This window comes from Njordella calcicola (genome assembly GCF_056494125.1).
The window spans coordinates 1670555-1697392 of record NZ_CM151396.1; the positions used below are offsets into that span (position 1 = coordinate 1670555).

The 26838-nt window shown below is 51.5% G+C and carries 22 protein-coding genes; 9 read left to right on the forward strand and 13 right to left on the reverse strand.

The features are described from left to right. Positions 1 to 81: 81 nt before the first annotated feature. Together SH302x_RS06340 and SH302x_RS06345 are read right to left on the reverse strand one after the other, a co-directional pair. On the reverse strand, positions 82 to 798 hold the full coding sequence (locus SH302x_RS06340) for a glycosyltransferase family protein (RefSeq protein WP_479367889.1): 717 nt from the start codon (positions 796 to 798) through the stop codon (positions 82 to 84). Between the two features lie 514 nt (positions 799 to 1312). Then, the gene (locus tag SH302x_RS06345) at positions 1313 to 1768 is read right to left on the reverse strand and encodes a flagellar protein FliS (protein WP_479367890.1); all 456 of its coding nucleotides are present in this window, start codon (positions 1766 to 1768) and stop codon (positions 1313 to 1315) included. Positions 1769 to 2103: 335 nt separating this feature from the next. Here SH302x_RS06345 and SH302x_RS06350 point away from each other — a divergent pair, with 335 nt between their 5' ends. The 3 genes from SH302x_RS06350 (at position 2104) to SH302x_RS06360 (ending at position 7142) form a co-directional block, all read left to right on the forward strand. Then, positions 2104 to 3867: a hypothetical protein gene (locus tag SH302x_RS06350; RefSeq protein WP_479367891.1), complete on the forward strand. Its 1764-nt coding sequence runs from the start codon at positions 2104 to 2106 to the stop codon at positions 3865 to 3867. A gap of 25 nt (positions 3868 to 3892) precedes the next feature. Further along, positions 3893 to 4645: an IspD/TarI family cytidylyltransferase gene (locus tag SH302x_RS06355; RefSeq protein ID WP_479367892.1), complete on the forward strand. Its 753-nt coding sequence runs from the start codon at positions 3893 to 3895 to the stop codon at positions 4643 to 4645. A gap of 103 nt (positions 4646 to 4748) precedes the next feature. Next, positions 4749 to 7142: an ATP-dependent helicase gene (locus SH302x_RS06360; RefSeq protein ID WP_479367893.1), complete on the forward strand. Its 2394-nt coding sequence runs from the start codon at positions 4749 to 4751 to the stop codon at positions 7140 to 7142. A 127-nt stretch (positions 7143 to 7269) separates the two neighbouring features. Here SH302x_RS06360 and SH302x_RS06365 read toward each other — a convergent pair whose 3' ends face one another. Beyond that, positions 7270 to 8673, reverse strand: coding sequence for a DUF1598 domain-containing protein (locus tag SH302x_RS06365; RefSeq protein ID WP_479367894.1), 1404 nt, complete (start codon positions 8671 to 8673; stop codon positions 7270 to 7272). A 293-nt stretch (positions 8674 to 8966) separates the two neighbouring features. Next, positions 8967 to 10370, reverse strand: coding sequence for a DUF1598 domain-containing protein (locus SH302x_RS06370; RefSeq protein WP_479367895.1), 1404 nt, complete (start codon positions 10368 to 10370; stop codon positions 8967 to 8969). Positions 10371 to 10524: 154 nt separating this feature from the next. Between SH302x_RS06370 and SH302x_RS06375 the strand changes: the two genes are divergently transcribed. The 3 genes from SH302x_RS06375 (at position 10525) to SH302x_RS06385 (ending at position 14941) form a co-directional block, all read left to right on the forward strand. After that, complete coding sequence (locus tag SH302x_RS06375) at positions 10525 to 12480, forward strand: sigma 54-interacting transcriptional regulator (protein ID WP_479367896.1); 1956 nt, start codon at positions 10525 to 10527, stop codon at positions 12478 to 12480. 37 nt (positions 12481 to 12517) lie between these two features. Next, on the forward strand, positions 12518 to 13645 hold the full coding sequence (locus SH302x_RS06380) for a hypothetical protein (RefSeq protein ID WP_479367897.1): 1128 nt from the start codon (positions 12518 to 12520) through the stop codon (positions 13643 to 13645). Positions 13646 to 13720: 75 nt separating this feature from the next. Continuing rightward, complete coding sequence (locus SH302x_RS06385) at positions 13721 to 14941, forward strand: outer membrane protein assembly factor BamB family protein (protein WP_479367898.1); 1221 nt, start codon at positions 13721 to 13723, stop codon at positions 14939 to 14941. Positions 14942 to 14950: 9 nt separating this feature from the next. Here SH302x_RS06385 and SH302x_RS06390 read toward each other — a convergent pair whose 3' ends face one another. Next, entirely contained in the window at positions 14951 to 15265 is a 315-nt protein-coding gene (locus SH302x_RS06390; protein ID WP_479367899.1) for an ArsR/SmtB family transcription factor, read from the reverse strand. A 192-nt stretch (positions 15266 to 15457) separates the two neighbouring features. Here SH302x_RS06390 and SH302x_RS06395 point away from each other — a divergent pair, with 192 nt between their 5' ends. Both SH302x_RS06395 and SH302x_RS06400 read left to right on the forward strand, forming a co-directional pair. After that, entirely contained in the window at positions 15458 to 16600 is a 1143-nt protein-coding gene (locus SH302x_RS06395) for an NHL repeat-containing protein (protein ID WP_479367900.1), read from the forward strand. Positions 16601 to 16630: 30 nt separating this feature from the next. Further along, a complete protein-coding gene (locus tag SH302x_RS06400; protein WP_479367901.1) occupies positions 16631 to 17653 on the forward strand; it encodes a DUF1559 family PulG-like putative transporter in 1023 nt (340 codons plus the stop codon). A 61-nt stretch (positions 17654 to 17714) separates the two neighbouring features. Here the strand turns inward: SH302x_RS06400 and SH302x_RS06405 are convergent, their stop codons facing one another. From SH302x_RS06405 to SH302x_RS06440, 8 genes are all read right to left on the reverse strand, one after another. Beyond that, positions 17715 to 18206 carry a putative molybdenum carrier protein gene (locus tag SH302x_RS06405; protein WP_479367902.1) on the reverse strand — a complete coding sequence of 164 codons (492 nt, stop codon included), beginning with the start codon at positions 18204 to 18206 and terminating at the stop codon, positions 17715 to 17717. Continuing rightward, positions 18199 to 18903 carry an RluA family pseudouridine synthase gene (locus SH302x_RS06410; protein WP_479367903.1) on the reverse strand — a complete coding sequence of 235 codons (705 nt, stop codon included), beginning with the start codon at positions 18901 to 18903 and terminating at the stop codon, positions 18199 to 18201. The genes SH302x_RS06405 and SH302x_RS06410 overlap by 8 nt, the downstream gene beginning before the upstream one ends. Then, complete coding sequence (tsaE, locus tag SH302x_RS06415) at positions 18900 to 19397, reverse strand: tRNA (adenosine(37)-N6)-threonylcarbamoyltransferase complex ATPase subunit type 1 TsaE (RefSeq protein ID WP_479367904.1); 498 nt, start codon at positions 19395 to 19397, stop codon at positions 18900 to 18902. Before tsaE ends, SH302x_RS06410 begins: the two co-directional genes overlap by 4 nt. Next, a complete protein-coding gene (thiL, locus tag SH302x_RS06420; RefSeq protein ID WP_479367905.1) occupies positions 19394 to 20299 on the reverse strand; it encodes a thiamine-phosphate kinase in 906 nt (301 codons plus the stop codon). Before thiL ends, tsaE begins: the two co-directional genes overlap by 4 nt. Positions 20300 to 20321: 22 nt before the next feature. Further along, positions 20322 to 21431, reverse strand: a complete 1110-nt coding sequence (locus SH302x_RS06425; protein ID WP_479367906.1) for a hypothetical protein — start codon at positions 21429 to 21431, stop codon at positions 20322 to 20324. 43 nt (positions 21432 to 21474) lie between these two features. Next, positions 21475 to 22050, reverse strand: a complete 576-nt coding sequence (locus tag SH302x_RS06430) for a DUF447 domain-containing protein (protein ID WP_479367907.1) — start codon at positions 22048 to 22050, stop codon at positions 21475 to 21477. Beyond that, complete coding sequence (locus tag SH302x_RS06435; RefSeq protein ID WP_479367908.1) at positions 22047 to 22670, reverse strand: anthranilate synthase component II; 624 nt, start codon at positions 22668 to 22670, stop codon at positions 22047 to 22049. The genes SH302x_RS06430 and SH302x_RS06435 overlap by 4 nt, the downstream gene beginning before the upstream one ends. A 254-nt stretch (positions 22671 to 22924) precedes the next feature. After that, the gene (locus SH302x_RS06440) at positions 22925 to 24412 is read right to left on the reverse strand and encodes a BBP7 family outer membrane beta-barrel protein (protein WP_479367909.1); all 1488 of its coding nucleotides are present in this window, start codon (positions 24410 to 24412) and stop codon (positions 22925 to 22927) included. Between the two features lie 336 nt (positions 24413 to 24748). Between SH302x_RS06440 and SH302x_RS06445 the strand changes: the two genes are divergently transcribed. Next, positions 24749 to 26833 (forward strand): preprotein translocase subunit SecA, encoded by a 2085-nt coding sequence (locus tag SH302x_RS06445; RefSeq protein ID WP_479367910.1) that lies wholly within the window; start codon positions 24749 to 24751, stop codon positions 26831 to 26833. Positions 26834 to 26838 lie beyond the last annotated feature (5 nt).

The window sequence follows — 26838 nt, forward strand, 5'->3', positions numbered from 1 at the left end:
AAAACTTCTCGTTGGTTGTGAGCCGTAGTCGACGGACTGGAAGTCCGTCGTACAGTTCAAGTTTTGAGTTGCGACAAGGTTTTAACAAGTGACTTCGGCAAGTTGCAGAAGTCGTTGCCACGTCAGGTCTTCTTCATCCGACTCCAGATACATTTCAACGCGGTCTAAGTCGCTGTAATTGCGAATGGCGAAGCGTTTACTGGATTTGGTCAACGACTCGGGCAAAGGCAACAGTCGCATTTGTACTGCGTCCAACTGGTATCGCACGCTGCTGGCGACATCATCACAATCGTGGAATTGTTTGTCGACAAGCTTTGCAATGGCTTGTGTGGAACAGAGTTGGCCGGTAAGTCCGTAGGTTTGTGCACCTACGTCGGAGTGGTCGTTACCCATAAAGCCGATGTAGTCTACACCTGGATTCTTCCAGCCTTGGCTGACGATGCGATCGGTCAAGCTGGGGTCGATCAGAGGAGCTTCCAGGCTGGCAAAAAGGAGCCAAGCGGCGTCCGTGCGTTGAGCGATATCGTAAGCCCGGCGAGCCGCATCTTTATGAGGGCTTGGCATCCAGCAAGTGCCACCCAAGCTGCATGATTGGACCTTGCCAAGATACTGAGCTGCCCCAGTGATCACGATTTGATCCAGCAGCATACTTTCCGACAATCGGCGACTGAGCCACTCGAGCAAGGTCATGCCATGCAAACGCCAAGAAATGATATCCGCTTGCAATAGTTTTTTCTGCAACGGACAACGAGCGGCAAGGTCAATTACTGCAATAGTGCAATTGCCAGAGCGCGACATGATTAAACTCCTTTTAGATGAAGACGTGCTTGCTACCTCTCCTTCTGGCATTGGCAAGTAAGGTCTGGTGTCGGGTAATCGACCGATCAATCGCAGTATGTCTTGTAGTGCATCTTGTGGTTACTGCAGACCGAACAGAAGATGTCTCGACAGGCAAACAACCAAGCGGTCGCAAGAGCGGAGAGGAAACATGCACTGAAACGATGGCAGGCTTATAAGGATCGATTCTAACACGTTCCGTCGAACTATAGGATGCCCCCAACACATTGCGGCACGAATAATCAAATATTTCTTGTGCTAGCTATGTGTGGCGAGCCACTCGATTGCTTCATAGTAAGATGAGCTCACTCGCACGGACTGTGACTAGGTGTCTCGATCATGCACACCGTCAGCACAGTCCGCGGGACTCAAGCAAACAGTGAGCGGGACTCATTTTAAGATAGAAGGCTTGCCGCACTTCCGACGATTCTCCGATTGGGATAAGCAGATTGCCATTCCAAGATCGACGAGACAGCTACATCTGGAAGTCGAAGCCAGAGTGTGATTCTTCTTCTACTTCATCGGTGGCGTCCGCAAAATGAGGTCTGCCGGAGCTGGGGTTGTTCTGACGGTTCTCGTTTTGAACGTACAGCGACCAAGTTTCGAGCTCGATCTCTAGCACGTCACGGACGTTTGACAGCCCAGACAAATCGTATTTGTCACTGCAAGCTAGCATCTCGCGCAACAAGTAGACGTAGATGTCGCTCACGGAACTGGTGAGGGACGATTGGTCACCGCGGATGCCTTCCAGCAGTTCGGTAAGGATCTCGAAAATGCGTAAGACCCATTGATCCGAATCCGCGAATTGCTGGTTCTTCCATTGCGTTTCGACGACTTGGCACAAACCGACGGCCTTTTGAATGAGTAGGAATCGCAATCGGGCTGGAGAACTGGAGGCAATTTCTTGGCTTAAGAACGCGTCGGTATCCATCGGAAAAGATCATTCTGTACAGGTGCAGCAAGATTGGTCGGCTCGCCAATGAGCTCAAGTTGTATCGGCTACAACGGTGAAGCCATCGTTACTCAATTACCCGTGCGTGATAAACTTTGCTAATTGTTATCCAATACCTGAAATGCGCAGCCGAATTAGCTGTCAGTTCTTTGCTAGTCGGCAGAATTTGCCAAACGCCAAAACTTCGCGGCCGTCGTAGTTATTTTGTGGCTGGGGAGGTACCATAAGACAAGGGTTTCGACACAATTCGCCGCTGGAAAACCGCAAGACCTCTGTGCTAGCCCAGTTTCCTTTCTCTCTAAAGTAATTGTTCAATGATAAGTAGACTCGCAAAAACCTGTATTGGACTAAGTCTTGTATTTTTCTTTGTCGGCCAAGTGGCAGCGCAGCGCCCCACGGCTCCACAGCTATTTTCCGATTCCACGTTTCTCTATGCACGTGTCGACGATACAACGGAACTGACGCTAAAGTGGAATCAGACCACGCTGGGCAAGTTGCTGGCCGACCCACAAGTCAGCCCTTTATTGCAGGAGATCTATGGGTCCCTGCTGGAAAGTAGCAAGCGATTTGAGGATCGTTTTGACATGACGCTTTCCGACGCACTGAGTATCCCCAGCGGCGAAGCGGCAATTGCCGTGATGCCAGGCTTTCCCGATTCACCGCCAACGTTGTGCATGATGGTTGAAGCCAAAGGAAATATCGATGGATTACTGCAGTTCTTGGACAGAGCATTTAGTGAGGGGTTTGCGCTTCCAGGCGTAGTCCGCGAAGTCCAAGGGATCAAGGTTCATGATCGGATGCCAAATTCACTACCAAATCAAGGGCTTGCATATTTCATTGATCAAGATGTATTGGTATGTGGGAACAGCAGCGAACATATTGAATACTGTGCCCGCGTATGGCAGGGCATGGAAGCATCGCATAAGTCACTTGCTAGCAAATCAGATTTTGTAGAGATTTTATCTCGTTGTGCGGGTTCGCAAGGCGAGCGGCCGCAGTTGTCTTTCTACTTTGATCCTTTGTCGGCGATCAAAGAAGTTTCGAAGGATAATCCAGGTGCGCCCTTTATCTTCGCTATGTTGCCTCCTTTGGGAATCGATGGCATCAAGGGATTGGGGGGCAGTGTCATTTTGGCCCCCGAGGATTTCGACTCAATCGCGCATTTTCATTTATTGCTCAGTTCGCCGCGCCGCGTAATTCTATCTGCGATTCGGCCGTCAGAAGGGCCCACCGATCCAGAGACTTGGGTCCCGGAGGATGTCGCGTCTTATATGACGGTTAATTGGAAGACTCAACCGACTATCCAAGCCATTCGGGAATTGGTGGACACATTTCGCGGTCCTGACGCATTTGACAATGACTTCATCAAACGAGTCTCGGACGAGTTAAAGATGGATTTTCGGAAGGATGTTTTGGGTCAGATCGATGATCGACTAACGATGGCTTCCGTTTTTGTACGTCCGTTGCGCATCAATTCGCAATCGAATATCTATGCCGTTAAGCTTAAGGATCCTAATAAGTTTGAAAATGATACGCTGCCCCGAATCGTGACTTATATCAAATCGCGAGACTCCAAGCTTGTCGAAATTGATCATGGTACACGACGCATTTATCATAGGCCTCAGAATCAACGTGATAACGCACCTAGAACTCCAGACCCGGCATTCACGGTCCTGGACGGTCGTTTCATAGTGGCCGATTCGCTGCAGGCGTTAGAACAGGTTTGCGATACCTATGATTCAGGTACGAACTTGTTGCTGGAGTCATTGGAATTCAAGGTGATTAAGCAGCGGATCAACTCGCAAGTGCAAGGTTTAAAGCTTTGCGGCCTTTCTATGTCGCGTCCAGAAGAGTCATTGCGAACATTCTACGATATGGCATCTGATCCCAAAAATCGCGAGCGATTGGCCGAGTTCGCTGAATCCAATCCCATGCTCAGAGCGCTGAACGCAGGATTAACCAAGCACCAGTTGCCGCCCTTCGATGTGATCCGAAAACACATGACACCCTCAGGCGGGTTTCTTAGCGAAGACGATAGCGGCTTGCACTTCACAAGCTTCAGCATCAAGCGAAAGTAATTTTACTGCCAGCCGCGTTTTACGTATGCCTCAAACCTTGGATGTCGTCGATACCTTAGTGATCCTTGCCGCAGCCGGGCAAGCGAATCGATTTCGCGCGTCGGCTACGGAATTCGCAAGCCAGAACAAAGTGTTTCTCCAGCTCAATGGGAAAGAAGTGTGGCAACACAGCGTGGTTGCCTTCCGCAAGTCCCCGAGGGTCGGTCGCATTTACATGACGGTTTCCGCTCAAGAGCAATCTTGGGTTGAATCGCGGCATCGTGATTACCTTCAATGCGAAGATATCCACTTGGTCGTCGGCGGTCAGCACCGTTGGTCAAGCGTACGGAATGCTTTACAACGAATTCAGCAGGACTTCGCCGACTATTCCACAAACCACTTGGTAGCGGTCCATGATGCTGCCAGGCCCTGCGTCTCGGTCACGGCAATCCGTGACGTGCTGAACGCCGCGAGCACCTGTGGTGCAGCCATTTTGGGGCAATCGTTGTGGGGAACCATAAAACGCGTGGACGGGCAGAACCAGATTATCGAGACGGTTTCGCGTGACAACCTGTTTCAAGCCACTACGCCTCAGGCGTGTCGATGGGACTGGTTGCAATCTGCTTACCGGCCTGAAAACATTGAACGCGCCAGTCGTCAAGGAGAGATTACAGACGACGCGCAACTTATCGCGGCCGCTGGTTTTCCGGTCAAGCTATGTCCGGATTCGCCCAGTAATCTAAAAATCACGACGGCTGCAGATCTACCTTTTGCGGCTATGTTGCTCAACGAAGCGTAGCTTTGTTTCTAAAGGTGCTGGCTAGGTAGAGGTTACCAAATGCAGAAGTTGCCCTTAGAATGAACGTCCAAGAAGTTTGTAGGCTTGGAAAAAAGAAATCATTATGACCACGGACGTACTGTCAACTCTAAACCCACAGCAGCTTGAAGCCGTTTTGCACGTCGAAGGTCCCATGCTAACTTTGGCTGGGCCTGGAAGTGGGAAGACTCGCGTGGTGACGCAGCGGATCGTTAATCTGCTTAACCAAGGCGTGTCGCCCTATGAGATTCTTGCATTAACCTTTACTAACAAAGCCGCCTCGGAGATGCGCAAGCGGGTGGAGGCCTACGCGCCAAACTCTCCTGTTTGGGTAGGCACCTTTCACGGCTACTGTGCAAGGTTTCTGAGATCTTACGCTCGGCATGTCGGACTAATCGAAAGCTATACGATTTTCGACATGGACGATGCAAAAAAGGTGATGCAGCTTGCCGTTGATGATGCGAAAGTCTCACTTACGCATTTAAACATCTCGCAGATCATTCATCGCATTAGCGATCTTAAGAATAAACTTGTCACGCCGGAGATGGTGCAAGGGAACGTGCAAACTGCCCTGGATACGGTCGTTGCCAAAGTTTACCCGGCGTATCAAAAACGCTTACTACAAAATGCAGCCGTTGATTTCGACGATCTGTTGGTACACACTGCTACGATTCTGCGGACTTGTCCCGAAATCCGGCAACATCTTGATAAACGACATCGATTCATCTTGGTTGACGAGTACCAAGATACCAATCTTGCACAGTACCTGATCGTGAGAGCGCTTTCCATTGACTATCCTAACTTAAACGTGACCGGTGATCCGGATCAATCGGTCTACAGTTGGCGTGGGGCGAACATTGAAAATATCTTGAAGTTCGAACGCGACTATCCGAATGTCAAAACGGTCCGTTTGGAACAGAACTATCGCAGTACCCCCGAGATTCTTTCCGTCGCCGATGCATTGATCAAGAACAACAGGAATCGAAAAGAGAAATCGCTGATTCCCACCAAAGCGAATGGTTCCCCCGTACGATTGGTGACCTATATCGACGATCACATGGAAGCAGAAGATATTGCCAATCAGATCTTAATGGCGGTGAAGGAGAATGGGGCGTCGCTGAGCGATTTTGCGATTCTCTATCGAACGAACGCGCAATCGCGGTTGCTGGAACGCGAGCTATTAGCCCGCCGTCTGAACTACCAGTTAATTGGCGGCTTCCGATTCTATAATCGACAAGAAATCAAGGATTTATTAGCATACTTGCGATTGTTATATAACCCCTCGGATGATGTTGCCTTTACAAGAGCGGTTAATACGCCAACGCGTGGCTTGGGTGACAAATCTATCGAGAAAGTTCGCGATATGGCCAACGAGCGCAGCTTGCCAATGCTATCCGCTCTGCGTCTAGTTGCTCAACGTGGAGACTTAAGCAAGGCGGCTACACGGGGTGCCAATCAGTTTTTGAGCTTGATTGAGAAACTTGCGAAAATGGCCACCGGTTCGTTGGTGGAACTGCTGAAGGTGATCCTTAGGGAAACAGATTATGTAACCTACATCGACACCAAGAAAACTTCGGATCCAGACGAATCCATTCAAGACAACGTGAACGAGCTTTTAGCGGATGCGTCCGAAGTTGACGCCAAGGTCCAGGACGGCAATGCACTCGAAGTCTTTTTGGAGCAAGTGAGCTTATTCTCTGATACCGATTCGTTGGACGTCAGTTCTGGGCAAGTGACATTGATGACACTCCATGCGGCGAAAGGCTTGGAGTTCAAGCATGTGTACATTATCGCGGTAGAGGAAAACGTTCTGCCGCACATTCGCAGTTTGGATGATCCAAATCAGTACGAGGAGGAACGTCGCCTGTTCTTTGTGGGAATCACTCGCGCACAACAAACCTTGCAACTATCGCTCGCCAAGAAGCGGGGCTTCAGCAGATTTAGCGTTCCAAGTAGTTTCTTGATGGAGTTGCCGCGCATCGATATGGAAATCAGCGATCGTTCGGACCCATTTTTTGATTCTGGCGATGGATACGGCGACCATAGCTCGGATTTCATGGATGAATACATCAACCAAGATGTACCGGTCAGCGGAATTAGTCAACGAAAATCGAAACGGTCCTCGGACGCTTACGTGGAAGATGAGTTCGCTGAAATTCAGATTGGTGTTCCAGAGAATCAGGAAGGCCAACCGCCAGAGCAGGATGAAGAGCCGCTGCATCGAAAGTTAACGAAGCTGAAAAAGCTGAATTTAGCCAGCTTGAAACCGGCGACGCAAATCGCTCCAGTTTTGACGACCAGTGGTACCCAAGTTGACCACTTTCGCGTCGGAGCAGGCGTGTATCATCCCAAGTATGGCAACGGCCACGTTGTCTCGTTGGATGGCCGCAGCACCAAACGCATGGCACGTGTTCGATTTGAAGATGGCCAGATCAAATCCTTTCTGCTTGCTAGCTCGCCGCTGACCCTGCTGCAATAACGGCGAGCGACAGCAGTGGATGTGTCGCAAGAGACGTCCATGCACTCTGGTCGCGCTGGATGAACGAACCAGAAGTTTATTGTTTGCAGACGCGGAGTAACGATTGATCGTTGTCCGCTGCCAACGATTAATTCCAAGTCCACTTGTCGGCCTTTGGCTGGCCTTTTTCATGGACTGGCTTCAAGTCGGAGTTGACTTTAGCTTCTTTGACGATAGACCAAGGGTCGACCATGACGCCGCCGCTGGTGGTCACAATCCAACTGTTGCCTGCACGCACAAAGCTGCATTGTGGATCGACCGTGGAAGGAGCTGGCATCGCATCCTGCGGTTGCTCAACAATCAGGTTTCGCAGTTCGGACAGATCGCACTGCGCTAGTTCTTCCAAGCCATGGGTGCGAATGATCGCAGCCACGACGCAGAGGTCCATGATGTTGCGCAGTTGACCGATCGCAGGTTCTGCGGCCGAGAGTTCTTCGATCTTGGCGGTAAATTGGTCGGCCCACTTGGCGGCCAGAGCTTGTTTCTTGCCGGTGCCCAAGCGTGTTCCATCAGACTGGACAACTTCTTCTTCCGTCAAGACCTTAATGCCGGGTCCTTGGATGTGCCAAGCCAGAGCATCTTCGCTTTTCTCAACTGGAGCATAGTTGCAAGTCATCCACCAACGCGATTGGTTGGAAGGAGAACTGGCATGACGTAGCATGTCGACATAGCTTGGCAGTCCGCGAACGGGCGAATCCTTGAGCTTCATGCCGATGCGTTTCATTTGATAGTCGGCGGCAAAAATGACGCGAGCCATGTTGGAATTGGTTTCGACGCCGTTGATCAAGACTTGTTGCGGCCCGAAAGCTTCTCGCATGGCGGGTTCAAAGACTTGAGGGGACTGGCCTTTGACCAATTTGACTTGATCAAGAACTGCGCGCAGGTTTTCGCTGCCCTCTTTGGTAGGTTCGATCGAGCAGGAGATGACTTGAGGCGATGGCGTGTTGAGTTTCGCAAAAGCGGTGATGAAATCTTCGGCGTTCATGACCGGCAAGCCAGATTTGATACCGACGACGGAACCATCATCGGCGACCTTCCAGCCTTCGCCTGGACCGACCAGGACGATGTCATTTTGCTCGGGATAGAGCAAGATGTATTCGATGCGAGTGAGTCCGCCCATAAAGGCGATCTCTTCGCTCAGGCTGGTATTATCCTGGTGAGCTTGAACCAGAGCGGCGGTCAAGCTTTTGAGCGAAATGTGTCGGGTTTGAGTGGCGGCGTTGAGTTCTTTGCCAGCGCCTTGCACCAGTTGACGCAACTTCGAAGCCATTTGCGCTGCGTCGGCAGGCAAGACGTCGCGAGCGACCCCATCGGCGTCGACGCTGACTCCCCCTACCACCGATGGAATAATACCAGGACCAATAATCTGTCCGAGGCTTGTTCCTTGAATGCTGACTCCCACCAGGAGGGATGCTGCCAGGGTCCAAAGTCGTTTGCGACCGGAACCACTTGATTTATTCGAAGCTTTTGCCAAGTTCCACTTGCGATTCATAGCGATTCCCGCAGATGAGTTGCTGAAGACGATCAGGCGAATTTGCTCCGAAGGATGGCGGAGGTTCTGCCAGAAACAACCAACGTTCCACAATACGCATGATGAATCACAGCGGTTGGTAAAACGTACCTTATTCCCTTATACAGTAATCTGCGGATGAGCTGCATGCAAGAAAATGCAGCCAAGGCAATCGAAATCATTGTGCAAAAACGTCGGTTATCCGGCTTTTTGCGGCCAACGTTGGCAATGAAGTTCATTGCCATTCAAAAAAGCTTTGAGTGGCGTCGCTTTTGTTAATTCCAAGTCCACTTGTCGGCCTTTGGCTGGCCTTTTTCATGGACTGGCTTCAAGTCGGAGTTGACTTTAGCTTCTTTGACGATAGACCAAGGGTCGACCATGACGCCGCCGCTGGTGGTCACAATCCAACTGTTGCCTGCACGCACAAAGCTGCATTGTGGATCGACCGTGGAAGGAGCTGGCATCGCATCCTGCGGTTGCTCAACAATCAGGTTTCGCAGTTCGGACAGATCGCACTGCGCTAGTTCTTCCAAGCCATGGGTGCGAATGATCGCAGCCACGACGCAGAGGTCCATGATGTTGCGCAGTTGACCGATCGCAGGTTCTGCGGCCGAGAGTTCTTCGATCTTGGCGGTAAATTGGTCGGCCCACTTGGCGGCCAGAGCTTGTTTCTTGCCGGTGCCCAAGCGTGTTCCATCAGACTGGACAACTTCTTCTTCAGTCAAGACCTTAATGCCGGGTCCTTGGATGTGCCAAGCCAGAGCGTCTTCGCTTTTCTCTACTGGAGCATAGTTGCAAGTCATCCACCAGCGCGATTGGTTGGACGGGGAGTTGGCATGACGCAGCATATCAACATAGCTGGACAATCCTCGGACGGGGGACTCTTTGAGCTTCATGCCGATGCGTTTCATTTGGTAGTCGGCAGCAAAGATGACGCGAGCCATGTTGGAATTGGTTTCGACGCCGTTGATCAGAACTTGCTGCGGCCCGAAAGCTTCTCGCATGGCGGGTTCAAAGACTTGAGGGGACTGGCCTTTGACCAATTTGACTTGATCAAGAACTGCGCGCAGGTTTTCGCTGCCCTCTTTGGTAGGTTCGATCGAGCAGGAGATGACTTGAGGCGTTGGCGTGTTGAGTTTCGCAAAAGCGGTGATGAAATCTTCGGCGTTCATGACCGGCAAGCCAGATTTGATACCGACGACGGAACCATCATCGGCGACCTTCCAGCCTTCGCCTGGACCGACCAGGACGATGTCATTTTGCTCGGGATAGAGCAAGATGTATTCGATGCGAGTGAGTCCGCCCATAAAGGCGATCTCTTCGCTCAGGCTGGTATTATCCTGGTGAGCTTGAACCAGAGCGGCGGTCAAGCTTTTGAGCGAAATGTGTCGGGTTTGAGTGGCGGCGTTGAGTTCGCCATCGGCGCCATTTACTTTTTGACGCATTTCAGCCGCCCAGTGAGCGGCATCGGTAGCAAGGACGTCGCGAGCGACGCCGTCGGCGTCAACGCTGACCCCTCCGACTACGCGATTGATAAGGCCGCCGCCAATGAGTTGTCCAAGACTTACGCCTTGCAGGCTGACTGCAAGAGCGATAGAAGACGCGAGTGTCACGAGTCCTTTATGACCTGCGAACTTTGATTTATTCAATGCTTTTGCCAAGTTCCACTTGCGATTCATAGCGATTCCCGCAGATGAGTTGCTGACGACGTTTAGGGCAGATTGCTCCGAAGTACGGTGCCGTTCCTGCCAAAATAATGATGATATGATACACTTTATGCGCAAATGCTGCTTGGTAAAACGCACGTGCACCTTTGGATAAGATAGTTCGTTCATGACTTCGATGCAAGAAAATGCGGAGAATGCTTACCTAATCATCGAGCAAAATCGACGGTGGTCCGATGTTTTTCGGTTGCCAAAAGATCGTCCGACGTTGATTGGTCGCTCTAGCAGTTGCCAGATTGTGGTTCCTGACGACCGCAGTAGTCGGCATCATGCGCAGATTGACTGGCGAGACGCCGCTTGGATTTTGAGGGATTTGGGTTCTCGCAACGGCACTCAGCTCAATGGCGAGACGATTCAAGGTGAACGAACGTTGCAGGTCGGCGACAAGATCCACATTGCCGGATCGACTTATCGATTCACCTGCAACTTGAAGACAGTTTCGGCCGATTCTGCATCGATTGATCCGACGGGAAAAAAATCGGAACGACAAGCAACCGCTGATTTAACGGAGCATGTGGCTGCCGACCCCATTATCGTGCAGCGGAGCCAACCGCGAAGGTGGCTGGCTGAACTGGCAGTGCAAATGTTGGACTGCGGAAGTCACACGGAAGCATCTGAGTTTGCGTTAGACCTGTTGCTACAGCGATGCGGTGTTCAAGCCGGGGCGATCTTGTTGACCGATTCCGAGGGCGTCTCGCGATTGCAGGCCACACGCGAGCGGCCGGGTAAGGCTTATCACCGGCTCAGCGATTTTGTACTGAATACTTGCTTGACCGAACAACGTTCTATTCTGGCTCGCAATATTCAATCGGACCAGCAATTTGTTGACGTCGAATCGTCGTTGAATGTCAACAGTTCCAGCGTGATTTGTGTGCCGATTTTTGATGCGACGCAAGTCATCGGCATGATCCATTTGTACTCTCGAACCGATGAAGCGGAATTATCAAGCGAACACTTAGAGTGGGTTTCATCTGCGGCAGAAGTGTTGGCCGTTGCGATTCCACATTTGAAGCAGCGAGCCAAGCTTGAAAAACGACTGCATCAAACACGTCGTCGCGCACAATCGTTGCAGCAACAATTGAATGAAGTGATCTCCAGCGACTCGATGCTGGGCAGTTCCCCTGCCCTCCAGCAGTTGCGACGGCAGTTAGCTCGCGTTGCAGCCACCGATGCGACCGTGCTCTTGCGGGGTGAAAGCGGTGTTGGGAAAGAATTGGCAGCGCGGCAAATCCACTTGCAGTCTTCCCGGACTGCGAAGCCATTTGTGGCCGTGAACTGTGCCGCATTGACCAGTTCCATACTTGAGAGTGAATTGTTTGGCCATGAAAAAGGATCGTTCACCGGTGCGACTGATCAAAAAATTGGTAAGTTCGAAATGGCCAATGGTGGAACGCTGATGCTGGATGAAGTCGGCGAGATGTCGCCCGAGATTCAAGCCAAATTCTTGCGCGTGTTAGAGGGCCAGCCTTTTGAACGCGTGGGTGGCAGTAAGCCGATCAGCGTCGATGTCCGGATTGTGGCTGCGACCAATCGCGACTTAGAGCTAGCGGTCAACGAGGGCGCTTTTCGGTCGGATCTGTACTTTCGTTTGCGAGTGGTGGAATTGTTTGTACCAGCTCTGCGACAACGCCGCGAAGACATTATACCGTTGGCAGAAAGCTTTCTGGCTCGATTTCGCTCCAAGACGGGTTACGGGCCAACAGGTTTTTCACAGCGTGCGGTGGACGCCATGATGAAATACGATTGGCCAGGAAACATTCGAGAACTTAAAAACAGCGTTGAAAGAGCTTTTGTGCTCTCCAACCATGATCTGGCCGAACCAGAAGATCTTGCCCTGTCGTATATAACCGGCCAACCCATGGCATCGACGTCGCCACCTCAAAGGGACGATGTTTACCGCGAAATGACGCTTGCCGAGCTTGAAAAGCAGCACATCTTGGCGACACTACAGTTTACGCTGGGGCAAAAATCGCGAGCCGCTACGATCTTAGGTATAGAACGCTCGACACTCGATAGAAAACTGAAACGGTTCGATGGAGCAGAAGAACTCTCTTCGGACACTTAAATTACTTGAACATAAGAAACCGAGATACAGGATTGTTATGAAACATTTAATCGCTGTTGCGTGTGGGTTCATGCTGGTATGTGGTACTTCATCGGCCGAGACATCTGTTGATGAAGCACTCCGAACCCTGTCCAAACTTCAGTCCGGCGACGGAGAGCTTGCGGGGGCCGTTGCTGCTGCTGCAAAAGTACAAACCGATGCATCCAATCAGGTGTTGAAAACGTTGCAGACCATGAATCAGGCGACTTCGATTGGAAAGAATTGGCTCGCGTCAATCGCGTCGATGCAATATCAACATGCGGTGGCAAGCGGAAGTGTGGACAATTTGCAAGCTGATCTGGAGGCGTTTCTTAAGGATCAAACGAACGATAGCGAAGCTCGTACGCTGGTGTTCCACTGGCTGACCGATGGCAATCCGGAACTGAGGTCCGCTCAGTTGCAAACAATGATCGACGACGCCAGTCCGGAGTTGCGGTTCGCCGCGATCGCTCAAGCCCTCGGTGAGTTAGAAAAAGGCGAGCCGGACTTGGGATCGCTTCAACGATTGCTTGATAGCGCTCGGCATGCAGATCAAGTTCGCAGCATCATTAAGAAACTCAACAATGGCGGCGAGTCGATCGACCAAGCGAAACATTTCGGATTCCTTTTGCAGTGGCAACTGATCGGTCCATTTGACAATCGAGACCAACAACATTTTGATACTGTTTATGCGGTGGAAGAGGACGTGTTGTCTGGCAAGGTTGACTTGGAAAAGAAGTACGAAGGAAAAGATGGCGTGCAGGTCGTTTGGCAGCAACATCGCACCGATGACGATGAAGGCATGGTGAACCTTGCGAATATCTACAGTCGAGAAAAGGGTGCTGTTGTGTATGGGTACACAAGCTTGATGGTGAACAAGGCTCAAAAGGCTCAGATACGGCTGACTAGTATCAATGCGAATAAAGCTTGGCTCAATGGCGAGGAAGTCTTGGCAAACAACGTCTATCACGCGGGAACAAGGTTAGATCAATATATTGCCGATGTGGAATTGAAAGAGGGAACCAATACGGTTGTCTTGAAGATCCTGCAGAATGAACAAACCGAGAACTGGGCTCAGGATTATCAGTTCCATTGCCGCATCACGGATCGCACCGGAAAAGCGATTGATTTCGTAAGCCCCGAGTAAAGGATTTACGATGTAGGCCTACTTTCGTCGTAGGTCGCCTGATTCTGGATTGTCCTTTCAAAACAAGAGATAGATATGAAACGTTGGTTATTTTCCTGTGCAGTCATGCTGGTCACTGTGTCCAATCTCCACGGCGCGGATTGGACGCAATTTCGAGGCCCCAACGGATCGAGCTTCAATGCTCAAGCGAATGTGCCCGTCACATTCGATGCCAAATCGATGGCTAATATCGCTTGGAAAGTCGAAATGCCCGGTCGTTCGGTGGCCGGTGCGATTGTTGTCGGTGAGACGGTGGTTTCTACCGCGAGCAGCGGTGTAGATAACCAGCGGATCTATGTCACGGCCAATGATTTGAAAACTGGTCAGCGTCTGTGGCAGCAAGAAATGGTTTGCCGCGGTCGTCCGTTTTCTCATCCAACCAGCACCAATGCTGCGCCGACACCTGTTTCTGACGGAAAGCATGTTTATGCGTTCTATAGTTCCAATGATTTAATTTGCTTAGATTTGGAGGGCCGACTGGTCTGGTACCGTTCGCTGGCCTCTGATTTCCCCAAGCTCATGAATGACGTTGGCATGAGTAGCTCCCCGATCGTTCTCAACGACGTGGTGATCGTGCAAGCTGAAGCGCCTTCTGATGCATATTTGTTCGGCTTGGATGCGGCGACGGGCGTGACGTTATGGAAGATGGAGCGACCAAAGATGATGAACTGGAGCAGTCCGATTGCTATGTCTAGCGACAACGAACAAGCTTTGGTTCTAGCAACCTCTGGCAAAGATGTCATTGGCGTGGAACCGCGTACAGGCAAGTTGCTATTTCGAATGAGTGATTCCGCTCAAACCATTCCATCTGCGACTGCGGTGGGCAATCGATTTTTTGCACCTACCAATGGCTTGACCGCTTATCAAGTCGGCAGCCCTGGTACTGAACCGGTGAAGTTGTGGAGTTCCAAAAAGTTAGAGCCCAGCAATGGCTCGCCGGTGGTTGTCGGCGACAAAGTCTGGGTTGTCAAAGGTTCGGTGCTAGTCCAAGGTTCGTCGACTGATGGGGAAGAAGATTGGAAGTTGCGTTTGCCCGATGCCGGATCGATCTGGGCGACGCCCGTCGTGTGCGGAGATAAGGCTTATATATTTGCGGATAGCGGCAAGTGTTTTGTGGCAAAGGTTGGCGGGGCTAAAGGGGAATTGCTAGCCACCAACGAATTGGGCGATGCTGTTTACGGCAGCCCAGCGGTAACCAACGACGCGCTGATTGTCCGTAGCGACAATTTTTTATGGAAGATTACCGAATCGAAGTAGCTGATCGAACTATCGTAAATCTAAACGGCAACAGCCAAAATCAAGGTGCGAGATTGACTTTCGCGAGCCTGCCAATTCAGGGCTCAAGCGGTAGTAAATGTACTTCCCGTCACGTTCTGTTTCTACGATCCCAGCATGATGCAGAACTCGCAAGTGATGGGAAACATTCGCCAACTGCAACTCCAAGAGAATTGCAAGATCGGAGACGCTCAATTGCCCGCAAGTGAGCGTGCGTACTATCTTAAGGCGAATTGGATCGCCCAAGGCTTTGAAATAGAGCGCGCAATCTGATTCGTTTGTGTTATCTGTGGAAGATGATTGCATAGACATCTCAATTTCTAAACGGATGTTGCGGCGTCTGTGTGAATGTTAACTTTATTGTTCTGAAGGACAATCCACAAAGCCTTTAGATTCTGCGGAATTAGTTCAATCTTGCTACTTGACGTCGCCCAACAGCTCTGCAGATAATAGTCAAACGATCAAACGAAGGTTTGAGTGTTTGGTTTTGCATGATATATGACAAGTTGTTTCATCGAGGAGCTAGCGGATATGAAGTTGTTAAGGTCATTCGTGTTGCTGGCTGTTGCAGTCACGCTTAGTTGGTGTTCGAGTTCAAAAGCGGATATTCTTGCAACTGCCATTTTCACTGGTGAGATTTATCGCTATACGAATGCCACCGGAGTGCTGGCCCCTTTCGCGACCGTCTCTGCACCGGACGATTTTTTTCCAGGACTTGCAGGAATCGCGGTCGATGCAAACGCAGGCCGCATTTATGCCGCCGCACGTTTTTCGGGCCGCATCTATTATTTCGATTCGTTTTCTGGGAATCAGCTTGGGTTTCACCAGCTTGGTGCAGGCGTCTCCCCAGTCGGTTTGGCGTTGAATAATGGGCTTCTTTATGTTGCTGACAACGGTGGCAACTCAGTCAGCGTGTTTAACTCTGCATTTACTCTGCAGAGCACAATCAATTTGCCAGATGCTGATCCAGATGAGGAAGGTATTCAAGCTTATCTGCCTAGTGGTCTAGCTTTTGCATCCGCTGATCGTCTGTTGATTTCCACCCTCGGGAACGGCAACGTTTTGAGCCATGATTTGCCTACTGGAACGACGACCAATTTCAGTCAGCCTACTACGCCTGCAGCATCTGCGCAAATTGCGATTGAAAGCGACGGAAACGTCATTGTTGGAACGGCTCCGACTGGCAATGCGGCAGTTCGATTCAATTCCGATGGAAATGTGATAGGAGCGATTGAAGTTTCCGCAAATGAACTTCCCGCTCCGCCATTTCCCTTCGTCTCACCAGACTTCACTAGTCCTTCGGGCATCGCAATTGATGAGAATGGTAACGTAATTGTTGGAGCACTCGGAAGGACCAATCCATTCAGCGGACCATTCGATGAGAATGGCAATGTCGATTTCAGTTTGTTTGGTCAGATAAACGGAACAGACAACTTTCAAAACAACGGCGGACTATTTATTTATTCGCCGGACGGAACTCTCCTTCAGACTATTGCGACCCAGACAACGCCGTTCAGCTCGGTAGCATATATTGCAGCGATTCCGGAGCCAACCAGCATCATGATTCTCGCTGCAGCGACGGGTATTGCAGGCTGGCAACGCAGTCGCAGCAAGCAGAAGCGGTCATCGGAGGGTGTCTAGTCATTCGCGACGAAGTGGGATGAAGTCAACTTGAACAAGTCGCTTAAGAAGGATTATCAACGATCATTTAGCACGGGTTTCACGCTGGTAGAATTGCTGGTCGTGCTGGCGATCATGGGTGTACTCGCAAGCCTGATTTTGCCTGCAGTTCAATCGGCGAGGGAAGCGGCTCGCCGACTGACCTGTGCTAGCAACATGCGGCAGATTGGTATCGCGATGGAGTCTTTCCGTGTCGCGAACAAGTCGCTGCCACCAGGCGCAGTAGCGAAGGAATATCTAGAGCAACCGCAGACTCCGTGGACCTTTTATCGTTGGTCAGCCTTGGCCAAACTGACACCCTTTCTGGATGATTCTGTTATCTACAACAAATTGAATACCGAAAAGCCACTGTATTCCATCAATCTGGCAATAACGCCCGAGAATCGTGAGGGAATAAAGGCTATGGTTCCCATCTTCCTGTGTCCAAGTGATTCCAAACGTAGGCTCAGTCAATCTTTTGGTCCAACCAACTATGCGGTGTGCACGGGAACAGGCTTAAATGGGGGAACTCCCCTTGATACCGACGGCATGTTCTACGTTAACTCAAGCACAATCGATTCGGACGTCAGCGACGGTATGGCAAACACGATCATGCTTTCCGAGTCCATTCTAGGCACGCGAGACACCCGCGGTCGCGATGCACGAACTTCCTATAAATTCGTTTTCAGAGCACCGCTAACGGTAAATGCTTGCAGTACCCCTGCGCAGTGGAACTACGCTGATCCTCGGGGATTCGCTTGGGCGAACGGTGAGTACCGTACGACACTTTACAACCACTTCTACCGTCCAAATGCAATGGAGCATGATTGCATCAGCGCTCAGCTTGGCGGCGGCCCAGATACTCGGTTCACACCTTTCGGTTGGAAAGCGGCCCGAAGCTATCATGGTAGTACCGTCAACGCATTATTTGGTGACGGTGCAGTTCTGAGTGTCTCAGACAGCATTGATCTTGAGGTATGGCGAGCATATGCAACACGCAAGGCGGGTGAGCTGGTTGTTGATCGGATCCGTTGAATTATGAATGTGTTGAAATATGAGTGTTACGGGCAATGAAACAATTTGCCTCGGCCATGCATCAAAACAATCTCGCTTCATCGCGGCAAAAAAGGTCTGTTAGGTAATCAAATGCAAGTTCGTAAATGCGGGGATGGGTACTGGCGCGAGGACCTGCAATATTAAGTCTTCGAGGTTGGTATTGCTCAAGCCAATCTCGCACTTTGAGCGTTGGACGCGAGCCAAACAATCGGACTTTATACAAAGGCTTGCCAGCTCGTTCGGCATGGCGAGCTGTTAGCAGTGTGCCTCCTTCCAAACGTCGGCCGTAAAGGATCAAGGTCGCATCCGTATCGTCGACATTTCGCCGAGTCCGATCAGCGTAGTTTCGGCTTTGCAGCTCTTGCAATCGATAAACCATTGGTATGCGACCATCTTCCGCGAGTCGACCAAGTGGACACCAACCGCCATGGTCAATATTGGCCGCAATCGCCCAATCCAACGCTGCTCGATCCACGCCGGTCTGACCACCAGAAATGATTGTTGCGGGGCGATATTGGAATGGTTTAGTCATGTCGCCCAGTTGCCAACAAAGTCTCAAAAGCAAAACCAAAATTGTTCCAATTTTCAGGCGGTCGACAAGTCAGCTCCATTGTTTCTGCTTTGGTGGGATGCTGCATCGCGAAGCGGAAGCAATGCAGTGCGATTTGGCTTCCAAAACGCCGCTTGGAATGATACTTGGCATCGCCCAGAATTGGGCTGCCGATCGCTTCCATTTGGCAACGGATTTGGTGCTTGCGCCCGGTCTCTAAAAGGATCTTCACGATCGCGGTGTTGTCGAAGGCATGTATGACTTGATAGCTCAAGACCGCATGATCGCTGGCGACAGTCGGTTCTAGATGAGCGATTGATTTTCCCAGCCGCTCGTCTCGGGTCAAATAGTGCTGGAGCCGAGCTGACTGTTGGGCAGGGGCTGGCGAGACGACGGCCACATACTCTTTGACGACGTCTCGTGAGGCAATCTGTTCATTCATCCGAGCGGCTGACTTGCTTGTGCGAGCAAGAGGAACAACGCCCGAGACTTGGCGATCCAGCCGACTGACAGCGGCCAAAAAAACATTACCCGGTTTGTGGTAGGCCTCTTTGATGTAGGCCTTGCCCCATTCCAGCAACGATAAATCGTTCGCTTGGGCACCTTGGACGATCCAGCCAGCAGGCTTATTGAGCACCAGCAGATGGTTGTCCTCGTATATTACTTGAGGCGCGTTCATGGAGCGGCCTCAGGATTGACCATCGCTTTCACAACCGCTGCGGCATAGCAATCTGTATTGGCCGTCAGCGTAACGGCGCGAGCATTATGAATGGTGCTAATGGTCAACCAAAGAGTTTCTGCGGGCATCTGCTCAGTGAATTTATCAGCCCATTCGATCAAGCAGACGGAGTTGCCGTATACAAGGTCATCAAAGCCAATAGAGTCGAGCTCTGCCGGTCGTTCTAGACGATACAGATCTAGATGAGCAATCGGTAACCGAGCCTGATAGAGATTCACTAGCACGAACGTGGGACTAGAGACTGCAGCGGGATCGCCATTCATGGCTTCCACGAAGTAACGTACAAATTGCGTTTTTCCCGCTCCTAAGGTGCCGATCAATGCCAGGCAAAGCGGTTCTTCCATCGCATTGGCAAGCGCATAGGCAAACCGTTGGCAATCTTCAAGAGTATTCCAATGGGTTGAAAACGATACACGAGCGGATTCCGGTTTCATTTATGCTGATAGCCCGTCGCTTTGAGTGGTAGCAGTTTCCCAGCGGTGCGATGCCACAAACCGGTGCGAGAAACGATCTCGCCGATCATGGTCAGCGGCACTCCGTCAACTTCCTCAGGTAGCTGAGCAAGATCGCTTTTTGCAATAGTAAACAGCAATTCGAAATCTTCGCCATCGCTCAATGCATGGTCCACAGGCGTTTTTCCATCTTGGCTCGCAAGTGCCTCCGCCGCTTTTGACGTGGGAATCTTTTCGATCCAAAGCTCTGCGCCAACCTTGCTGGCAGAGCAGACATTAAGCAGGTCGGTCGCCAAGCCGTCGCTGACGTCACAAGCGGCGCGGATGGGAATAAGTTGTCTCAAGCGGCGGGCCAAGGCCACGCGGGGTTCAAAGTCGAGGTGTTTACCTAAAATACTGCCTCCCAAGTGACCGCTGACCACAATCGCATCGCCGACTTGCGCGTGAGCTCGTTGCCAAGCCGGGCCCAACGAGGCAATGCCGACCACGGTTGCGTGGACTACCAGTGGCCCATCCCAGACGTTGGTATCGCCCCCGGCCAGAGCAACTTTATGCTTGGCGGAAACTTCAATCACGCCATGGGTGAGTTCTTGAGCCAATTCGGTCGCGTTGGCACGAGGCAAGCAATAGGACAAAAAAATCGCCATAGGCTCAGCGCCCATCGCAGCAATGTCACTGATGTTGACGGCCGCTAGTTTGCGACCTACAGCCCGAGCACCACATTGATCCAATAGAAAGTGTGTGCCCTCGCACAGCGAATCACATGTGATAACAACGGGATGCGCCGAAGGACTCAATACGGCTGCGTCATCCCCAATCCCAAGTGCGACTTGGGGGAGCTTGGCACTTTGCATATGTGCCCAGGCGATAAAACTTTTTTCCATGAGAAGTCTATTCTTTGATTGTCTATTCTTTGTCTAGTATTTCAACTTGAGCGCCATTGTGGCAGATCTGAGCCGGTATGACGGCAACCTTGGGTAGGTCTGCTTGATGTATCAATTGTTGCAGTCGATCCACATACGCTGCGTCGAAAGTCTGCTGGCTTGCCACCGCCCACATGGTAGGTCCCCAACTGGTTTGTCCGAATCCGCTGATTTGGCTGCTTGCTAGTACGCAACTAAGTTGATCAATATGCGTTCGAGCAGCAACTGGGGAATCTGATGGGTGGAACAGTCCGCCCGCCAATTGGTTATAACGCTTAATCGCTGGAGCAAACCGAGCGATATCCGCAGTTTGGAGGGCAGGTAGAATTTCGGCCTGAGCTAGATCAAGCATTTGCTCAGGAATTTTGGTTTGGCGATTTTCACTGCCGTTGAAAGAAGCTTGTTCTTGATCGCCGCTTAACCCTTCGACGTGATTGCTGATGAAAAGTAACACCTGCCATTCTGCTGGGAATGCTAGTCGAAGCACGTTGCGTTGGCCGCGACTGGGCTTGGCTTGAGTGCTCGTTGAAGGAAGTCGCTTTTGGCCTTCGTCAAAAATCCAACCTCCTTGCAAGAAACCTTCAATACCAATGTGCGATCTTTTCCCACGGCCACTTGCGAGAGCAAGGCTGGAATGCGGTGAATGGTCGGCATCCTGCAAATGCTGCCAGACCTGCCTGGCTGCGATGGCGTTTCCTGCAATCGGAGGGGCCAAGTTGCGCTGTAGCAGAAGTTGCGCAGCGATCAGCGTTGCAGCACAACAGGCTAGCTGAGTACCCGTCCCAAGGCCAGAATGGAGACGCGGGACTTGTTCTACGGTGAATCGGTAGTTCTGATTCGAAGGCAGTTGGAAGTACTGTCTCGATGTTTGGATGGCTTGCTGCAACTTGCTCGCAATCGAAGCTTTCTGCAGGTCATTCAAATGGACAGCAGACGCAAATACAATCTCCGTTTGATTGGCAGCTTCGACACTTATTAGAGTTCGTGGAGACTGCAACATTAATCCCAAACCGCCATAGCAATGGGGTTGTGACGGATCGATTTGTAACAGACCAAAATGCAACCTAGCCGGCGCGGAAACTCGTAGCCGCATGACGCTCAAACCAACAGATGGACAATGAAATAGTACGCGAAATCTAACTTCTTTCGCCCATCGACGCTAGTTGTCGTGCAATAAATTCCACCAGCATCTGCATTGCTTCGCGTTCCCGATCGCCTGCAGTTTTCTCGACTAGTACTTGCGTAAACTCAATCGTTTTCGCAATTTCCTCTGGGCTGAGCAGAGTCAGGCGAGTGGCCGCGATCGCAAGCTCAAGGACTCCGTGCTTGGCACGATTCCAGCCCCAAAAAGGACGCAACTCACGCTGCCATCGAACTTGCCCACGCACTGTCGATCGCGGTCGAGTTACTTGCCAGTCGAATAGTTCCAGAGCGAAGACACGACAGGCATCTGTAAGGACATAACCCGCATCTTGCTCGTACTGGGTGGCAAAGCGGACGCTTTGGCCAGTGACGACTTGAGCCAATTGCAGGGCGTCGTCAGTTACATGAATTATGCAGCGATTCGTGCGATGCAGATTCTTGAATGTGGTCGAGCTGCAGAAAGGTTTCAGCGTCCATTCAATCAGAGCTTCGTCGACATGAGGCCCCAACGCAGAAACGTGCAAGCTGCCATCTTCATTTTCTGTCGTGATCAACGCTTCAAGGATCATGGTATCACAGGATAATCAAGATCGCTTGGGATATCGAGCGCAGGGACTGGTAGCTTGGCAGACGCCAGGAAGTTCGCAAGCAGCTTGTGTCCGAATTGAGTCAATATGGATTCAGGATGGAATTGTACGCCAAAGACCGGATAAAGCCGATGCTCGACAGCCATGATCACACCGTCGTCACTGGTCGCCGTGATGTCCAAGCAAGTTGGAATCGTCGATGGATCGGCCATCAAGGAATGGTAGCGACCAACGGTCAATGGGCTGTTGAGATTTTGAAATAATGAGGAAGCTTGGATGTTGACTTGCGAACTAACACCATGCATCGGGCGCGGACATCGCACGATGTGGCCGCCTAAAGCTTGTACGATGCATTGGTGGCCCAAGCACACGCCAAGTATCGGGATCCGTGTGTGTAATCGTCGGATCACTTCTAAAGAACAACCCGCTTCATCGGGAGTTTGTGGTCCAGGCGAAATAATAATGGCTTCAAAGCCGGATTTCTCGATCGTATCAACCGTCATCGAATCGCTGCGTACAACCAAAGTGGTCTGGCCAAGCTGTTGGAGGTAGCGGTCAAGATTAAATACAAAGCTATCGTAATTGTCGAGCAATAAGATCATGCGAGTTCGGGTCTGCAGTGGTCTACTAGTGCTTCAGCGGATCGGGCGCAAGCCGCCTGGCTTTCGATGGCTACCGGACGGCCTGCTCCGTACCGCTACACAATCCGCGGCAGCCCTATCCGTGCTATGATAGACTCAATAGCCATCGGTTCTAGTCACGATTGATACAAACAAAAAAGGGCTGCTGAAAAATCAGCAGCCTTGCGAGGTGGGCTTTTGGATTGGTTTACCGAAGCAACCAGAGCGGGCCAACTTTAGAACTTAAACATCAAGCCCAAGTCGACGCCTTGAATGTAGGTCACTTGATCCCGAAGCACACCGCCTGGGTTCTGAGGTAGACCAATAAAACCTGACGAATCGATCGTCGTGTCGATCAGGTCGGCTCCGACTCCAACTTCCGGAATGACAATTAACGTGTAACCAACCGAGAATTGCAGTCGCTGCGTGAGGTCCAAACGCAGTTTAGCTCCGATTTCAGGAATGAACGTGAATCGATCGCGAGTTTGGCTGCCTGCCAGATTGGTTCCTGTGAATAGTCCTTGATTGGTCGATGAGAAAGAAGGCGCTGGTGGAGGCACCGCTTCCGTCGTCAATCCAAACACATTCGTCGTTGTACTCATGTTGCCCAGAGCGATCTTGGTCAGCGTGGACAAAGTGCAGAAGCCACTTTGGACTTCGCTCATGATTCCAATGTGACCGCCATGGAACTGGTTCTTCGTTCCAAAGGAATCGATGGTCGTAGTTACCGTGCCATCGACGGTGGAGTTATCGATGCCGTCGACGGAGACCGTCTGCAACGTAGTTCCGTTGTCTAGTCGTAGGAACGTATATCCACCGATCAGGTCTGCACGACTCTTGCCGCTGGAAGCCAGCAGGACTCTGCCGTAAGCTTCGGTTGAGAAGAAGCTTAATGAATCCGTCACGCTGATCGAGCCAGAATCACGTCCAAAAGCTCCAGCGTCGGATGCGACTGCCAACACTTGATTGGTACCGCTGAAAATGTCGAACACGGGCACGCCTAGAAAAGTACTTCCATCGCTGCTAAAGGTTTGCGTACTATCGCCATCGAACAGACCGAACACGCGACCGCCAATTCCGATCGTTTTTTCTGAGTTTAACCACTTGCCGATATTGGCTCGCATACCAGGAGCAAGATTACCGCCGGTCAGTTGGTCTCCGCCAGCCAGAACAGTCGTCGGGGGGACTCCGGTTGGCCCCGTAACGGCCAACGGGGGAGTGGAGTTTTGTCGAGCGAACCAGAGTAACGCTTCGGTCTCCGCCCACCAGTCGTTGCTGGAACTGAAGGCACCTTTGCGGGTGCTCCTTACACTGGAACCGGTGACAACATAGTCTGATGGCGACGAACCAATGATCACTTCCGAATCAAGCTCACCTGCAGACGTCGATAAGACGGATGAACTGAGTTGAGCGGGCGTGGTATATTGCAGTTTGTTATCGGATATCGACCCTCCCAGGTCATCGACGATCCGTTGTCCCATGCGAGCTGGGTCAACCGCGTTACTTCGGAACTCCTCTGGGCGAATATCGGGTGCCACGAAATCGGCACGTGGAAGGAGCGATGTATCACCGATCGTCGTAGGAGCGTCAGCGATGCGGCCAACGCTGGACGCCGGGATGCCTGCCAATGGAGGAATCTCCATCTGCTGGCCCTGAGCCCAGTTGAGGAACGGACCAGTGAACCCTGCAATAGTCAGAGTCAACAGTATTCGATTAATTCTCATGTCATAATCCCGTCAAGCGTCAGCAAACCTACTGTACGCATTCAAGGATCGACTAATCCAATCCCTACCTCGCAAAAAAACCCTAGCTGCGTCACATTCCTCCAGAACATTACAGACTTCCTAAATTGCCTAAGGTGATGAGTGGCGTCGGTTTTACGGAGATTAAACTCCCTTTATCTAGCAGAACGCTTCCGTTAGGGAACTTGCAGGGCTTCTTCGATGGGCGTGACCACATCGAAACTGCTTTTACAGTTTTCCTGCATTCGTATTCGAGGGCGGTGGAAAAGTTGTAGAATTAGGGCAAACAACCCGCGAGCTCGATGGAGACTTTTCCGCTTGGCTACTTCCACTGAACAAAACGGCGAACAAACGGAAGCACTGCTTTCTCCGCCAGATGCTGCTGCTCCTTCAGCGCCCGCTGAACAATCGCCTGGTGTTGACGTCCAGCCATCGCCTTTGACCACAAAGGTTCAGTTACCCAGTCGCCCGCGAGTCACAGCCGGTTGGCGAATTCCTGGCGTTGCTCAGGTGAAGATTGCGCAGTGGATTCGCCAAGTCCAAGCGGTTAATGCCTTGGAAGCTAGCCGCCGGGAAATGACCAACAGCCAACTGAAGAAGGAGGCTAAATCGCTGCAGTACCGAGTCCGGTCTGGCGAATCGCCTCTGGAAGTGCTTCCCGAGACGTACTCTTTAATTCGCGAAGCAGGACGTCGTGCTTTGGGCATGCGTCACTACGATGTGCAGATCTTGGGCGGGGTCGCACTCGCCAACGGGTGCATCGCCGAAATGCAGACAGGGGAAGGCAAAACCCTGACGGCAACTCTTCCGCTGATCTTGCATTCGCTGATCGGCAAAGGAGCTCACTTGGCCACCGTCAACGATTACCTAGCTCAGCGTGATGCGGAATGGATGGCTCCCATATTTAAAGTGTTAGGCTTGAGCGTTGGCATCGTCCTTACACCTGACTTGCAAGACCAGCGACGCAAGGCCTATGCATGCGATGTCACGTATGGTACGGCCAAAGAGTTCGGTTTTGACTTCTTACGAGACCGCTTGCTGCTGCGAGCCGCCGGTCGCTTGGTCGATGGCTTTCTTGGAGCAGGCAGCGAACAGCGATGGACCAATAGCGGCGATTCGCCGGTGCAACGAGGCATGCATTTTGTGCTGGTCGATGAGGCTGACAGTATCTTGATCGACGAAGCGAGAACGCCGCTGATCATCGGTTCGTTGGGGGACGAAGCTCGTGAGATGGTAATTGCGATGTATCGTTGGGCGGCTGAAAATGCCGTGAATTTTGTCGATGAAGAGCACTATAAAATTGATCCCGAGAATCGCAAGATCGAGTTGAACTCGCGCGGTCGCCAGTTGGTACGCGCCCTGCCCCGTACCGAAGAAATGCGTTTGGCTCCGCTAATCGATCTGTACGAGTATACCGAGCGGGCTATTCGTGTGGCTCGCGATTATCATTTGGATCGACAGTACGTAATTCGCGAAGGTGAAATCGTGATTGTCGACGAGTTCACAGGTCGCTTAGCCGACGGACGAAAATGGCGGGACGGTATCCACCAAGCGGTCGAGGCAAAAGAGAACTTGGAGGTCTCGGTGCCTACTGGCCAAGCGGCTCGCATCACGATCCAAGACCTATTCCTGCGTTACGAACACTTGGCAGGCATGACCGGAACAGCGGCCACTAGCGCCAAGGAATTGCGTCGCATTTATCAAACGCCCGTTATTCAAGTTCCAACCAATCGCCCCCCCCGGCGTGTACGATTGAGCGACCGCGTATACGGAACGATGCTAGAAAAATTCGCTGCGATTGTCGAAGAGGTGAAAGAGATTCATGCTCAAGGGCGACCGATTCTGATTGGAACGCGGTCCATCGACAAATCGAATATCTTGGCAGAGATGTTGCGTAAGGAAGGTCTCGCTGTCGATGTCTTGAACGCCAACGAGATTGCCCGCGAAGCAGAGATCGTCGCTCAAGCTGGTCAAAAAGGACAAATCACGGTCGCGACGAATATGGCCGGTCGTGGAACGGACATCAAACTGCAAGAAGACGTCAAAGAGCTGGGGGGGATGTTTGTCATTTGTACCGAGTTGCACGATGCCGCGCGTATCGACCGTCAATTGATCGGACGTTGCGGTCGCCAGGGAGATCCGGGGACTTATCGCCAGTACCTATCGCTGGACGATGACATCTTAAAGAACGCTTTTGGATTGAAGCGAGCGGCTAACTATCGCAAGACGGGAGAGAAATCCAGTGGCCCGCTGCCAAAGTATGTCGCCACTCTGCGACGTGCTCAGCGAAAAGTGGAACGCAAACATTTTCGCGATCGTATGTCGTTGCTGTATCATGAAAAGGAACGAACCAAAGTCCAGAAGGAAATGGGCCAAGATCCCTACCTGGATACCGCCGAGTAGACTTG

Coding starts and splice junctions, on each gene's coding strand:
- SH302x_RS06340 (WP_479367889.1), bottom strand. CDS start 798: ATGTCGCGCTCTGGCAATTGCACTATTGCAGTAATTGACCTTGCCGCT.
- SH302x_RS06345 (WP_479367890.1), bottom strand. CDS start 1,768: ATGGATACCGACGCGTTCTTAAGCCAAGAAATTGCCTCCAGTTCTCCA.
- SH302x_RS06350 (WP_479367891.1), top strand. CDS start 2,104: ATGATAAGTAGACTCGCAAAAACCTGTATTGGACTAAGTCTTGTATTT.
- SH302x_RS06355 (WP_479367892.1), top strand. CDS start 3,893: ATGCCTCAAACCTTGGATGTCGTCGATACCTTAGTGATCCTTGCCGCA.
- SH302x_RS06360 (WP_479367893.1), top strand. CDS start 4,749: ATGACCACGGACGTACTGTCAACTCTAAACCCACAGCAGCTTGAAGCC.
- SH302x_RS06365 (WP_479367894.1), bottom strand. CDS start 8,673: ATGAATCGCAAGTGGAACTTGGCAAAAGCTTCGAATAAATCAAGTGGT.
- SH302x_RS06370 (WP_479367895.1), bottom strand. CDS start 10,370: ATGAATCGCAAGTGGAACTTGGCAAAAGCATTGAATAAATCAAAGTTC.
- SH302x_RS06375 (WP_479367896.1), top strand. CDS start 10,525: ATGACTTCGATGCAAGAAAATGCGGAGAATGCTTACCTAATCATCGAG.
- SH302x_RS06380 (WP_479367897.1), top strand. CDS start 12,518: ATGAAACATTTAATCGCTGTTGCGTGTGGGTTCATGCTGGTATGTGGT.
- SH302x_RS06385 (WP_479367898.1), top strand. CDS start 13,721: ATGAAACGTTGGTTATTTTCCTGTGCAGTCATGCTGGTCACTGTGTCC.
- SH302x_RS06390 (WP_479367899.1), bottom strand. CDS start 15,265: ATGCAATCATCTTCCACAGATAACACAAACGAATCAGATTGCGCGCTC.
- SH302x_RS06395 (WP_479367900.1), top strand. CDS start 15,458: ATGACAAGTTGTTTCATCGAGGAGCTAGCGGATATGAAGTTGTTAAGG.
- SH302x_RS06405 (WP_479367902.1), bottom strand. CDS start 18,206: ATGACTAAACCATTCCAATATCGCCCCGCAACAATCATTTCTGGTGGT.
- SH302x_RS06410 (WP_479367903.1), bottom strand. CDS start 18,903: ATGAACGCGCCTCAAGTAATATACGAGGACAACCATCTGCTGGTGCTC.
- tsaE (WP_479367904.1), bottom strand. CDS start 19,397: ATGAAACCGGAATCCGCTCGTGTATCGTTTTCAACCCATTGGAATACT.
- thiL (WP_479367905.1), bottom strand. CDS start 20,299: ATGGAAAAAAGTTTTATCGCCTGGGCACATATGCAAAGTGCCAAGCTC.
- SH302x_RS06425 (WP_479367906.1), bottom strand. CDS start 21,431: ATGCGGCTACGAGTTTCCGCGCCGGCTAGGTTGCATTTTGGTCTGTTA.
- SH302x_RS06430 (WP_479367907.1), bottom strand. CDS start 22,050: ATGATCCTTGAAGCGTTGATCACGACAGAAAATGAAGATGGCAGCTTG.
- SH302x_RS06435 (WP_479367908.1), bottom strand. CDS start 22,670: ATGATCTTATTGCTCGACAATTACGATAGCTTTGTATTTAATCTTGAC.
- SH302x_RS06440 (WP_479367909.1), bottom strand. CDS start 24,412: ATGAGAATTAATCGAATACTGTTGACTCTGACTATTGCAGGGTTCACT.